Source organism: Paenibacillus piri, from assembly GCF_004354045.1.
GTDB lineage: Bacteria > Bacillota > Bacilli > Paenibacillales > NBRC-103111 > Paenibacillus_S > Paenibacillus_S piri.
Genome location: NZ_SMRT01000001.1, coordinates 440,539 through 453,854, shown reverse-complemented (window position 1 = coordinate 453,854; position 13,316 = coordinate 440,539). Strand labels below are relative to the sequence as shown.

Sequence of the window (13,316 nt, the reverse complement as noted above, 5' to 3'; positions counted from 1 at the left end):
GGAGTTTCAAAGGCTGCAAAAAATTTTTTTGTCAATTCAGCTCGGCTACGGTGACGCCGGTGCCGCCTTCGTTGTAATTGCCGATCCGGTATGCTTTGACATGCTTATGCTTGCGCAAAAATTCCTGGATACCGGTGCGCAGAACGCCCGTGCCCTTGCCATGTATAATGTAGACACTTCCAAAATTCGCCAAGTATGATTCGTCCAGAAATCGGTCGACCTCGATCATCGCTTCCTCCAGATTGGCCCCGCGCAAATCGAGCTCCATCCGGGCGTTGTCGTCGCGCGTCCGTTTGACGCTGGCCGCTGCTTGCGGCTGCGGTTTTTTGGCGGCGGGAGCCGCTTTCACCAGCTCGAGATCAGCCAGCTGCACCTTCATCTTCATGATGCCGAGCTGTACCATCGCTTCATGATCATTAACGATATCGACGATATGGCCCTTTTGGCGCAAGTTCGTCACCATCACTTCATCGCCCGGCTCCAGCTTATCGGGCTTCCTGGCGCTCTTCGACGGCGCTTTTTTCGTTCTCAGCTCCGGTGCCGCCTGGTCGAGCCTGCGCTTCGCATCGCTCAGCTGGTGATCCTTCACGCCGAGCGCCGCCTCACGCTGCATGCGCCGCAGCTCGCCGATAATTTCGTCGGCCTCGCGCCGCGCCTTTGCCACAGCCTCCTGCGCTTCTCGCTCCGCCTTCTCGAACAGCTTGTCGCGCTGTTCCTCGAAGCGCTGCTGCTGCGCCTCCAGCTTGTCGCGCAGCGCTTCGACCTCGCGGCGCTGCCGCTCGGCGGTCGTCCGCTCGGCTTCCGCGGTAAGCCGGTTTTCCTCCAGCGTGGCGATCATCGACTCCACGCGCTGCTCCTCCTCGCCAACCTGCCCGCGGGCGTGATCGATGATCGATTTGGCCAGCCCGAGCCGCTCGGCGATCGCAAAAGCGTTGCTTCGCCCGGGGACGCCTACGAGCAGCCGGTAAGTCGGGCTCAGCGTCTGCACATCGAACTCCATGCTCGCGTTAATTATGCCCTGCCGTTCATAGGCATAAGCCTTCAGCTCGCTGTAATGCGTCGTAGCAACGATCCGGCAGCCCATGCGGTGAATATATTCAAGCAGCGCAATCGCCAGCGCCGAGCCTTCGGCAGGGTCGGTTCCGGCTCCCAGCTCATCCATCAGCACAAGGCTTTTCGGCGTCATGTCGCGCAAGATACTGATGATGTTCGTCATATGGCTGGAAAACGTGCTGAGGCTTTGTTCAATGCTTTGCTCGTCGCCTATATCGGCATAAATGGCATCAAATACGCAAAGCTGGCTGCCTTCCTCCGCCGGTACGAACAGGCCGGACATCGCCATCAACGACAGCAGGCCGATCGTTTTCAACGATACGGTCTTGCCTCCTGTATTCGGCCCGGTTACGATGATCGTCGTATACCGGTTCCCCAGCTCGATATCGAGCGGTACAACCTTATCCGCGGCGATAAGCGGATGACGTCCCCGCTTGAGCTTGATAAATCCGCGGTCGTTCAAAATCGGCAGCGTCGCTTTCATTTCATGAGCAAGCCCAGCCTTGGCGAAATTGAAATCGAGCTCCGCCAATACGTCCAGACTGCCGAGCAGCTCGTCCGCAACTTCGGCTACAAGCGCGGAAAGCATCAGCAATATTTTCTCGATTTCCTTTTCTTCCTTCAGCTTCAGCTCGCGCACCCGGTTGTTCAATTGCACGACCTGCTCCGGCTCGATGAACAGCGTGGCGCCCGAGGCGGACTGATCGTGTATCATCCCGCCGAAATGACTGCGGTATTCCTGTTTGACCGGAATGACGTAACGATCGTTGCGGATTGTGACCAGATTATCCTGCAGCATTTTTTGAATCGACGGCGTTCGAACCATTTGCTCCAGCCGGTCCCGCGCCCGCGTCTCGCTCGTTCGCAGCTCCTGCCGAACTCTCGCAAGCTCGGGGCTTGCTGAATCGACCACCTGCGCATTATCATCGATGCACTGCTTGATCCGACCCTCGGTCGTTTTCAGCTCGGCAACCGATTCGGTCAGCGCGATTAGCAGCGGAATCGGATAATCCTCATGCACCCCTTCAAGAAAACGCTTCAGACGGCGTCCGCCGTAAATCGTATTGGCCACATCAAATAGCTCGGCCGGATTCAGCATCCCCCCGATTCTGGCGCGGTGTATCGCATGGGTGACGTCACGGATGCCGCCGAACGGCGCGCCGCCTTTGAGACGATTTACATTTACGGCTTCGTCGGTCGCCTTCAAACGTTCCTTGACTTCAATAAAATCTCCGCTCGGGAACAGCTTTTCTAAACGCTCCTTGCCCAGGCTGGTCGCCGCGTGGTGGGCACATTTATGTAAAATGACGGAAAAGTCCAATGTTTTTAATATTTTGCTGTTCAATTCAAATTCCCTGCCTTTCTTGCCTTTCCTTTCGTGGCGCGCCGACTGCCGTCGGACAAACAACCATTTTTCTATTATATTATATCCAACACCATGCCGATTAGCTAATTTTCGGTTAAATTCATTTTTGCCGTTTACGGTCTACATAAGTCGCGCAGCGGAAGCGCATAATATGATGTGCACCTAGAAATGTTGTCGAACGCAGAACGAACATAAGCCAGCCATAACGAGTTGCGGATGCACATCCGCTATTCCAAAAGGAGGTATCAGCGATGCATTTGCTTGGACATCTGGTCAGGTTTATCGTATCCGCATTGGTGCTGATGTTTGTGAGCTATATCGTTCCGGCTTTTAAAGTTGGCGGTTTCTGGAGCGCCTTTTTCTTGGCATTGGTCATAGCGTTAGCCGCTTGGATCATCGAAGGCGTGTTCGGCAAAAAAATTACACCGTTTGGCCGCGGGATCGTAGGCTTTGTTACGAGCGCGGTAATTATCTGGTTGGCGCAGTTCATCGTCAGCGGTGTTTCGACAAGCATTATCGGTGCGCTGTTAGCTGCTTTGGTCATTGGGATTATCGACCTGTTTATTCCGGTCAAAACCCCTTTCGAGCAAGGCGCTTCCGGACGCGAAAAACGCGAATAAGCGTGCTTTGGCCGGAAAAAAGATCAGTCTCGCGGGATTTCCGTAAGGCTGATTTTTTTGTGCGCACAGTTTTCCATATTTGTCCATGACCAATTTCGCACAGCTGTCGTTTGTTTGAAAATACCTCATCGTTTTGTCACCTGTTTGTCACTGCAAACCGCCGTAAGATCGTGTAAGATGGCGGTATCGGGAAATCATTTTTATCAAAATGGAGGGGTATATATGAAAAAGAGTATCGTTTGGGCATTGGCGCTTTGTCTCGTATTTGCGCTTTCCGCATGCGGCAAGAAGGAAGAAGCGGCGGCTCCCGCTCCTGCACCATCCAATGGAGCGGCAACCGGAGCCGGCTCAGCGGCATCCGCCGATTTGAAGCTTGTCGCCAGCAACTTCAAATTCGACCAGGCCGAGTACAAGGTGAAAAAAGGCCAAGATATCAAAGTGTCGCTGGAAAATAAAGAAGGCATGCACGGCGTTGAAATTAAAGGCTTGAATGTAAAGCTGGACGGCAATACGAAATCGGCAACATTCAAAGCCGAAAAAGAAGGCACTTATGATATCATCTGCACCATTCCTTGCGGCTCGGGCCATATCAATATGAAATCCAAATTAATTGTTGAAAGCTAAAATTGCGACAACGTCTGCCGAGAAGTTAAAAAACGCCTTGCGGCGCCCTTAGTGTAAGATTTACATTTGAGCGTTGAGAGGGATGGGTGTGGGGTTACAGCCGTTGTTGAAGTCGTGTTCCTTCGATTAGACTAGGCAGGGAGAACACGACTTCAAAGACGGCCCGCAAACTTTCCACCCTACATCCATGCCCTCTTACTGTTCTACTCCTGTGTCTTCTGTTACATTTCTTTTTACTAGCCGGTCTTCGGAGACTGTCGATAAAATTCGCCCTGATGCCATCCTCCAAGCCCTTAACCCCTATTAATCGACAGTTCCAAGATGTGCGACCGCTTTCTATCATTATAATAAAAACGGCCAATCCGTCCTTCATCTTGAAGGCGGATGGTCGTTTTTTTTTGGACGCGGCTGACCGTCTCGTCCATTGTCATGTTAGCTTCAGCTTGCCGTTCCCCGACAACGGTTGCTTCGATAACCGGCTGTCGCCGCCAACCCCGATCCGGAAGGTTACGGCCCCGTTGTGGGGGACCGCCGCATGTGGTTGACCGAAGTCATGCAACGCCACATCGCGCGCCGCACGGTGCAAAACGAAGGCTTAGCTCGCCGGGCCGGCCGGCTAAGGCTTCTTTTTGTCCCACAGCTCATGCAGCTTGTCGTTGAGAACAGGCACGGCGTTTAAGATGTACGGTGCCGCGGCGGACTGCTTCAGCAGCCTCTGCGCGGTATCGTTCGGGATGACGGTCATGACATGAACGGCGACGATGACAAGCAGTGCAGCTTCGGCAAAGCCAAGCAGCGCCCCGCTCCATTTGTTCAACGTCTTGATACCGGGCGTCAGCGCGATCCAGTTTAATACTCGTCCGACTATGCTCAGTGCCAGCTTGACCCCGAAAAACAAAAGCGCAAACGCAATCGCATTATACATATAAGCGTCCAGGTTCAAGCCTTTGACGAGATATTCGTATTTGCGGTATGTCTCATATGCAGGTAAAGAAAGCACCCCGGCTATCCAGGGTGCCGTATCACGATATAAAGCGAATGCCGCGACATAAGCGATAAACAACCCCGCCACCGATACCAGCTGGCTAACCAGGCCCCGGTAATAACCCAACACCGTACCGGCCACCGTAAGCACGGCTGCAGCCCAATCCAATCCATTCATGCCGTATCCTCACTTATGCCTATTCTTTTTCGACCAGCTCGATCCATTCGTTGTATTCATTCTGCAGCTTGACATACTCGGACTTCAGCTCTTCATGCTCGGCGAAAACGAGCTCGGCCCGCTCGCGATGTCCGTTATATTCTTCCTGCAGCGCACGCTGCTGCTTGCTTTGCAGATCATATTTATCCTGCAGCTCATTATACAGCTCCATCTGCAGCTGCAGTTCTTCCTTCTGGCTAATAAACTGCCGGCGCGTCTGCTCGGCTTCGCTCGACAGCTCCTCGGTCCGGCGCTGCCATTGCGCGCTCTGCTGCTCCAACGCTTGGATGCGCTCGCTTTGCTCATCGTTAAACCGATCGAGGTTCTGCCGCAGCTCAAGCTGTTCCTGGTACTTGGCTTCAAGCGATTGATATGCCTCGGTTCCTTCCTGCAGCCGGATTTCCAGCGCCGAAGCAGCTTCCAGCTGACCCTGCAGGCGCTCCTGCAGCGCATGACACTGCGCCTCAAGCCGCGCAGCTGCTTCCCGGCTTTCTCCGTCCTGCTGCTCCAATGACGATTGCAGCTCGGCGAATTGGCCTTCAAGCTCGCTGTACAATTCCTCCTGCAGCTCCAGCTCTTCCCGCTGCCCGGTCATTTGTTTGCGCTGCTCTTCAAGCTGCTTCGTCAGCTCGTCGCAGCGAAGCTGCCATTGCGCGATCGAATCCTGCAGCTGCTGCTGGTACGATTGCTGCTCGCGGAACTGCGACAGCAGCCCCCGCTGCTCCTCATGCAGAGCCGCGTTTTGCTGCTGCTGTACCTCCAGCTGCTCTTCGCGCTGGCGAAGCTCCTGCTGGAGCGCCGCACAGCGCTTGTCCAGCTTTTTCTGAGCTTCCGAGCTGAGTGCGCCCTGCTCATGCAGCTGCCGCTCCAAGCTGTCGTGCAGCGACTGCAGCTCATCCTGCAGCTCCTGCATGAGCTGCGCTTCTTCCAGCGCGGTTTCAAGCTGCGCCTGAAGCACTGCGGCCGCGGCCTCGCTCTCCTCACGCTGCTTCGTCAGCCGCTCTTGCGCCTCGCGCAGCGCTGTCTCGCTCCGCTGCCGCTCCTGCTCGGCCTGCTCCGCGCGCTCCAGCGCTTCCAGCTGCGCTTGTTCGCTCTCCTCACGCTGCTTCGTCAGCCGCTCCTGCGCCTCGCGCAGCGCTGTCTCGCTCCGTTGGCGCTCCTGCTCGGCCTGCTCCGCGCGCTTCTGCGCTTCCAGCTGCGCTTGTTCGCTCTCCTCGCGCTGCTTCGCCAGCTGCTCCTGCGCCTCGCGCAGCGCTGTCTCGCTCCGCTGCCGCTCCTGCTCGGCCTGCTCCGCGCGCTCCAGCGCTTCCAGCTGCGCCTGTTCGCTCTCCTCACGCTGTTTCGCCAGCTGCTGCTGCGCTTCATTCAGCAGCATTTCGCTCTCCTCCCGCAGCGCTGTCTCGCTCCGCTGCCGCTCCTGCTCGGCCCGCTCCGCGCGTTCCAGCGCTTCCAGCTGCGCTTGCTCGCTCTCCTCGCGCTGCTTCGCCAGCCGCTCCTGCGCCTCCCGCAGCGCTGTCTCGCTCCGCTCGCGCTCCTGCTCGGCCTGCTCCGCGCGCTCCAGCGCTTCCAGCTGCGCTTGTTCGCTCTCCTCGCGCTGCTTCGCCAGCCGCTCCTGCGCCTCGCGCAGCGCTGTCTCGCTCCGCTGCCGCTCCTGCTCGGCCTGCTCCGCGCGCTCCAGCGCTTCCAGCTGCGACTGCTCGCTCTCCTCGCGCTGCTTCGCCAGCCGCTCCTGCGCCTCGCGCAGCGCTGTCTCGCTCCGCTGCCGCTCCTGCTCGGCCCGCTCCGCGCGCTCCAGCGCTTCCAGCTGCGACTGCTCGCTCTCCTCACGCTGCTTCGCCAGCCGCTCCTGCGCCTCCCGCAGCGCTGTCTCGCTCCGCTGCCGCTCCTGCTCGGCCCGCTCCGCGCGCTCCAGCGCTTCCAGCTGCGCTTGCTCGCTCTCCTCGCGCTGCTGTGCCAGCTGCTCCTGCTGACGCCGGCTATCCTCGGCCTGCTGACCAAGCTGAACCTGCAGTTGGCGCTTCTGCTCGTGCTGCTGCTGAAGCTGTTCCTCCAGCGCACGCACATGCTCCTGCTCCTGCGCGAGCTGTCCGTGCAGGTCGTTGTACAATTCGAGCTGCAGCTCGTATTCCTGCCGCTGCCTCTGAACCTGCTCCTGCAGCTGATCATGCTGCACACTAAGCTCATCAAGCTGCTGCTGGCGGGTGCCGTTCAGCTGCTGCAGCTCCTGCGCCGCGGTCTGCTGCTCCTCGAGCTGCGTACGCAAGCCTTGAATCTGCGCCCGCTCCTGCTGCAGCTGCTGCTCCAGCCTGCGCTGGGCTTCGCCCTGCTTGCTCAGCAGGCTCTGCTTCTCGTCCAGCTGGCCGCGAAGGCTGCGCTGCTCCTTCAACTGCTGCTCGATCCGCTGCTCCAGCAGCTTTTTCTCCTCCGTCTGCTTCACCAACCGCTGCTCCAACGCCGTCACCCGTTCCGCTCCTGCCGCAAGCTCCGCTTCATGCGCTCCGAGCTGCTCCTTAAGCTCAGCTTCCGCTTGGCGTACAGCTTCAAGCTGCGACTCGACGAGGCTGCGGCTTTCCCGCTCGCTTGCACAATCGGCCTCCAGCCGTTCGCGCCGCTGTTCCAGCTGCGCTTTCTCCTGCCGCAGCCGTTCCGCTTCCTGTGCCGCCTGAGCGTAATCATCCCGCAGCTTGCCGCTCTCCGCTTCCGACTGCCGGACGAGCTCTTCGCCGTCTGCCAGCTTCTGCTGAAGCTGCGCGTGCTGCTCCTGCAGCTTGCCCAGATCTTCGTGAGACTGCTCAAGCTGCCGCTGCTTCGCCAACGACTGCTCCAATTCCTCCTGCATCTTAAAATAATCGTCCGCCATATGTACGGCTGCCAATACGGCAATTTTCGGCGTATCCAAACGCGGGGAACCCGCGGCGATTTTGTGCATCTGTTCGTTGACCTGAGCAACTACTCTTTTCATGTAGCTGACATTCGTTTGGGCAACCAGCTTGTATTGGCTGCCGAATATATCTACCGTCATCCGGACTTTATTTTCACTCACAGGCAAGCTCTCCTTTCGGATTTACAACAATATATGTACTCCAAAAATGAAGTAAATCTTAACGGCATGCCGCCGCCGCTTTTTGCGGAAAACCGCTTATCTGATTATATAAACAAAAAAATTCCTCGTATCTCAGATTAATTCGATACGAGGAACCGCTTTTCCTTCTGTAGCAAGCATAGTTTTGTCAATTTTGGACGGACGAATTATCGTTTACTTGCGCAGTTCCGCCCCGAATGACTGCTCTAGCGTTGCGACGACCTTCGCATGCAGCTCGCTTACCTCTTCATCGGTCAGCGTACGGTCGGGAGTACGGTAAACCAGCGCAAGTGCCACGCTTTTTTTGTCGGCTCCAAGACGGTCGCCGGTATAGATGTCGAACACTTGAATCGATTCCAGCAGATCGCCTGCCGTTTCGCTCGCCTTTGCCGTCAAATCGCCGACCTGCACTTCCTTGTTGACGACAACGGCCATGTCGCGGCCGATGGATGGATAACGGGGCAGCGGACGGTAGGTGATATGCTCGTCGGCATATGCTGCCAAAGCATTGAATTCCACTTCAAGCACATACGTGTCGGCCAAATCCTTCTTCTGCTGCAGCTCGGGATGAAGCTGTCCGAGCGTTCCGAGCGTTTTCGGCCCTTCCGCCGTGTTCAGCACGATATGCGCCGCGCGTCCGGGATGAAAGCCGTCCGGCTGCGCCGCTTCGTATCCGATCTTAGCCGACAAGCCCAAATAACCGGCGAGCCCGTCGAATACGCCCTTCAGATCGTAAAAATCGACCTCGCCCGATTTGCCGCTCCAGTGCGTTTCCTGACGCTTGCCCGTCAACAACATGGCCAGCATCAATCGTTCGTCCGGCAGCCGTGTAAGCGCTGATTCATCCGTCACGAACACTTTGCCGATTTCGAACAGCGACACATCGCTTATGTTCCGGTTACGATTGTATGCGGCGGCGTCGAGCAAATGCGGAATCAGACTCGTCCGCAGCGCGCTGCGCTCCTCGCTCATCGGCATGGCCAAAGCTACCGGCTGCGCGCCAATGTATGCCCCCGGGAATTCGCCGATTTGCTGCGGATGCGTAAATGAATACGTAATCGCCTCATGCAGCCCGTTGCCGGTCAACAAATTGCGCGCCAGACGGCGGATCGTTTGCTCCTTCGTGAGCGCTCCCGGCGTCGTGACGCCTGTCATCAGCGTTGTCGGTATATTGTCGTAGCCGTGAAGGCGCGCCACTTCCTCAATCAGATCAACGGCTCTTGTAATGTCCCCGCGGCGGCTCGGCACATGCACCGTAAACACATCGCCAGCCGCTTCGGCGTTAAAGCTCAGACGGTCGAAAATCGATTTCACCTGCTCGGCGGACAATGCCGTTCCCAAGTAATCGTTAATGCGTCCGACCGACAATTCGATCCGCACCGGCTGGTGCTGCTGCGCGGCCGCTTCTACGATGCCAGCCGCGACCTGTCCGCCCGCAAATTCGCTCATCAATGCGGCGGCGCGGTTCAATGCCGGAATAACGGCTTCCGGATTGACTTCCTTCTCAAAGCGCAAGGACGCCTCGGAGCGAAGTCCGAGCTGACGCGACGTTTTACGGACCGAGCCGCCGTCGAATTTGGCCGATTCCAGCAAAATCCGCGTTGTTCCGCCGGTTACCTCGGAATTTTCGCCGCCCATGACGCCTGCAATCGCGACCGGCTTAACGCCGTCCGTAATCAACAGCATGTGAGGCTCCAGCGTGCGCTCGGCACCGTCGAGCGTCACCAGCTTTTCGCCCTGCCGCGCCAAGCGCACATCGATATGGCCGTCCGCTAGCTTATCGGCGTCGAACGCATGCAGCGGCTGGCCGTATTCGAGCATCACATAATTCGTGATGTCGACAATATTGTTGATCGGGCGGATGCCTGCCGCCATGAGCCGGTTTTGTATCCACAGCGGCGAAGTACCGATGGTCACGCCCTCGATCAAGCGCGCGGCATAGTGCGAGCATTGCTCCTTGGCCGTAATTTCGACGGAAATGCGGCTGGATGCTTGTACATCGGCTCCGCTGGCGTCAAGCAGCCGCTCGGCATCGGGAAGCTTGACTTCGCGGCCGAGAATCGCGCCGATTTCATAAGCGGCCCCGAGCATGCTCAAGCAATCCGAACGGTTCGGGGTCAGATCGAGATCCATAACCCGGTCGTTGATTGCCAGCACATCCAAAATAGTATCGCCGATCTTCGTATCCCCGGGCAGCACAAGGATGCCTTCCTGAATTTCTTTTGGGAGCAGCCTGTCGTTCAATCCGAGCTCCTTGGCCGAGCAGATCATGCCCTGCGACTCAACGCCGCGCAGCTTGGCGCGCTTGATGTTCAGCCCGTCCGGCAGCTTCGCTCCGACGACGGCTACCGGCACCTTTTGCCCGGCATCCACATTTTTCGCGCCGCAAACGATCTGCAGATCGTCGCTCTGGCCGATATCGACGGTGCATACGCTCAATTTATCCGCATCGGGATGCTTTTCGCGCGTTTTGACGTAACCGACGACTACGCCCTCCACACCTTTATTGCGGTCCTCCACGAGATCAACCTCGATGCCGCTGCGAGTCAGCTTTTCAGCCAGCTCTGCAGCCGTATATCCGCTCACGTCCACATATTGGGACAACCATTGGTACGATACTTTCATGCCCGCTCACGCTCCTCTCTCTTACAAATGTACGAACTGCTTCAGGAACCGAAGGTCGTTCGTATAAAAATGACGTATGTCCTCGACATCGTACTTCAGCATCGCAATCCGCTCGACGCCCATGCCAAATGCAAAGCCGCTGTACTCCTCCGGATCGTAGCCGGCCATTTCCAGCACGCGCGGATGCACCATCCCCGACCCGAGAATTTCCAGCCAGCCGCTATGCTTGCATACCCGGCAGCCTGCGCCGCCGCACATCGCGCAGGTCACATCGACCTCGGCGCTCGGCTCCGTGAAAGGGAAAAAGCTCGGGCGCATCCGGATTTGCGTCTGCTTGCCGAACAGCTCCTGCACGAACTGAAGCAGCGTTCCTTTCAAGTCGCTCATCCGAATGTTGCGGTCGATGACAAGCCCTTCGATCTGCGTAAACATGTGGCTGTGTGTCGCATCGTCGTCGTCGCGTCGATACACGCGGCCCGGGCAAATAATTTTGACCGGCACTTCACCTTTCATTTTTTCCATCGTCCGTACCTGAACCGGCGACGTATGCGTACGCATCAATATTTCGTCCGTCACGTAAAAGGAGTCCTGCATATCGCGCGCCGGATGATTTTTCGGAAGGTTCAACGCCTCAAAGTTGTAATAATCGTGCTCGACCTCGGGACCTTCGGCTACCGTATAGCCCATGCCGATAAAAATATCTTCGATCTGCTGAATGACCTTGCTGATCGGATGCGCCGCGCCAACCGTGGCCGGCCTTCCGGGCAGTGTCACGTCGATCGTCTCCGCGCGCAGCCGCGCTTCGGTTTCCGCCTGCTGATACTCGGCTTGCCTGCTTTCGATGACGGCTTCAATCGCTCCGCGCACATCGTTCGCCACTTGGCCGATCACCGGACGCTCCTCGGCGCTCAATGCGCCCATCCCGCGCAAAATTTCGGTCAACGGTCCTTTTTTGCCCAAATATTTGATCCTCATGTCGTTCAACTGCTGTTGGCTCGTTACTTGCGCCAGCTCCTGCAGCGCTTCCGCCTTTAAAGCCTCCAAACGTTCTTTCATTGTGTTTATCCTCCTTGTAATCATGATAACGAACCAAGAATAAACGGCTTCGCCGTCCTTCGGGACGAGCTGGTTTGTCAAGGTTGTGAGAAACAAGTGCAAGACTCGTACTTTTTTGGGAAACGCAAAAAAGGCTCCTCCATCCCGGATCAGGGACGAAAAAGCCGTGGTACCACCCTTATTTCGAAAAGCACGTTCTTATGTCGCAGCCGACGGTATTCCGTATCGGTTTAGACGCAAAAGCGAGAAGCTTTCCGCTCATTGAACATAACGGTTCCCGAACGCGAGCGTTCCTGGCCGGTTCCTCCTACTTGCCGGCCGTTGCCGTCCGGTTTCAAAGGTCTGCTCGGGAGCGAACTTCGGCAGCCTGTTTCTGTAGAACCGCTCTCAGTCTCCGGCGGCTCCTCCCTGTAAAGAGGCACTGCTTACTTTTCTCCGTCAATGCATTTCGTTGTATGAAACTTTATCCGAATACGACTTTATCGGGTTAAGCCCCCACCTCTAAGGTGGGTCTTGAATCAGGTGGGGTAGAGTCCCCATCTGATTCCCCGATGTTCAGCTAAGCTGAACGAGTTCACTGTGTATTATAAGCAAAATCGCGGCAGGATGCAAGCGGCATCGCGCTTTTTGCCGCAATCCCATAGTCATGTCCCTAATAAATAGGTATTTGCTACCGGGACGATCGTACAGACCGGAACCTATCCGCTGGCGTATAGTGTCACATACCCATCAAAAGGAGATGATACCGATGTCTTTTTGTCCGGAGTGTCCGACGCAAACTGTGTTCGATCCGCCGATCACAATGTATGAAAACTACTACCATCCTCAACTCGTACAGGTCGTTCAACCTATCGAGGTCATTAGACAGCATCACTGCGTGCCTGTGCCTCATCATATTTACACGGTCTCGACCAAAGATCAAATGTGCACCGTATACAGCGTGAAATCAAAAAAACGCCGCTCGGCAGCTAAAGCGAAAACCTCGCAGCTCCGTTCCAAAAAAAGATAATGCGGCATTGCGCCTCCGCTCAAATTCCGTTTGGCGGAGGTGCGGTTACCTCATCGGCACGGTATTAAGATTCCAATGCGCCGATATGGGCGAACGGGAAATAACGGAACATCACTTTGCCGATCAGCTTGTCCTTGGATACGAATGGCGTCGGCCACAGATGCGAGTCCAGACTGTCGTTGCGGTTATCCCCCAAAAATAAGTAATGGTCCGCCGGCACCCGGACGGGACCGAAGCTGTAATTCATTTTCTCTTTTACATACGGCTCGTCTACGCGCTCGCCATTGCGTATCAGCTCGCCGTCCTTAACTTCGATCGTATCCCCCGGCAGCCCGATCATTCGTTTCACATACCGTTCCTGCTCGTGGCCGGGCAGCGGCGGATAAAACACGACAACATCGCCGAACCCAAAATCGGTGAGCGCCACCATTTTTTCCACCAAAATTTTATCCTGCAACTGGATGGTCGGCAGCATGGATCCGGTCGGCACCGTCATCCCCTGCGCTACATACGTATTGAACGTTATGCTGACGGCAGCGGTTATCGCTAACGTCGGTATCCATTCCTTTACCCAACGTTTTATTGCTTGGCGCATTCCGCTCCCACTCCTTCTATATAAGTCTACTCCTACCATACATGATATCGGCCGACTTAATATTAAAGAGACATAAATTTTTTTC

At 56.4% G+C, this 13,316-nt stretch carries 9 protein-coding genes; 3 read left to right on the top strand and 6 right to left on the bottom strand.

The genetic code is table 11. The annotated features are described in order from the left end of the window. Positions 1 to 31 precede the first annotated feature (31 nt). Positions 32 to 2,398, bottom strand: a complete 2,367-nt coding sequence (locus E1757_RS01950; RefSeq protein WP_181956601.1) for an endonuclease MutS2 — start codon at positions 2,396 to 2,398, stop codon at positions 32 to 34. 272 nt (positions 2,399 to 2,670) lie between these two features. Between E1757_RS01950 and E1757_RS01945 the strand changes: the two genes are divergently transcribed. Next, positions 2,671 to 3,039 (top strand): phage holin family protein, encoded by a 369-nt coding sequence (locus E1757_RS01945; protein WP_133225130.1) that lies wholly within the window; start codon positions 2,671 to 2,673, stop codon positions 3,037 to 3,039. A gap of 222 nt (positions 3,040 to 3,261) precedes the next feature. Further along, on the top strand, positions 3,262 to 3,663 hold the full coding sequence (locus E1757_RS01940; RefSeq protein ID WP_133225129.1) for a cupredoxin domain-containing protein: 402 nt from the start codon (positions 3,262 to 3,264) through the stop codon (positions 3,661 to 3,663). Positions 3,664 to 4,279: 616 nt separating this feature from the next. On the opposite strand, the gene E1757_RS01935 is transcribed toward E1757_RS01940, so the two are convergent. From E1757_RS01935 to pheS, 4 genes are all read right to left on the bottom strand, one after another. Continuing rightward, complete coding sequence (locus E1757_RS01935; RefSeq protein WP_133225128.1) at positions 4,280 to 4,825, bottom strand: CvpA family protein; 546 nt, start codon at positions 4,823 to 4,825, stop codon at positions 4,280 to 4,282. Between the two features lie 19 nt (positions 4,826 to 4,844). Beyond that, positions 4,845 to 7,907 (bottom strand): cell division protein ZapA, encoded by a 3,063-nt coding sequence (locus tag E1757_RS01930; protein WP_133225127.1) that lies wholly within the window; start codon positions 7,905 to 7,907, stop codon positions 4,845 to 4,847. Positions 7,908 to 8,120: 213 nt separating this feature from the next. Further along, on the bottom strand, positions 8,121 to 10,571 hold the full coding sequence (gene pheT / locus E1757_RS01925) for a phenylalanine--tRNA ligase subunit beta (RefSeq protein WP_133225126.1): 2,451 nt from the start codon (positions 10,569 to 10,571) through the stop codon (positions 8,121 to 8,123). Between the two features lie 21 nt (positions 10,572 to 10,592). Then, positions 10,593 to 11,627, bottom strand: a complete 1,035-nt coding sequence (gene pheS, locus E1757_RS01920; RefSeq protein ID WP_133225125.1) for a phenylalanine--tRNA ligase subunit alpha — start codon at positions 11,625 to 11,627, stop codon at positions 10,593 to 10,595. A gap of 748 nt (positions 11,628 to 12,375) precedes the next feature. Here pheS and E1757_RS01915 point away from each other — a divergent pair. After that, positions 12,376 to 12,636: a hypothetical protein gene (locus E1757_RS01915; RefSeq protein ID WP_246078978.1), complete on the top strand. Its 261-nt coding sequence runs from the start codon at positions 12,376 to 12,378 to the stop codon at positions 12,634 to 12,636. 64 nt (positions 12,637 to 12,700) lie between these two features. On the opposite strand, the gene lepB is transcribed toward E1757_RS01915, so the two are convergent. After that, positions 12,701 to 13,231: a signal peptidase I gene (gene lepB, locus E1757_RS01910; RefSeq protein ID WP_133225124.1), complete on the bottom strand. Its 531-nt coding sequence runs from the start codon at positions 13,229 to 13,231 to the stop codon at positions 12,701 to 12,703. Between the last annotated feature and the right edge of the window lie 85 nt (positions 13,232 to 13,316).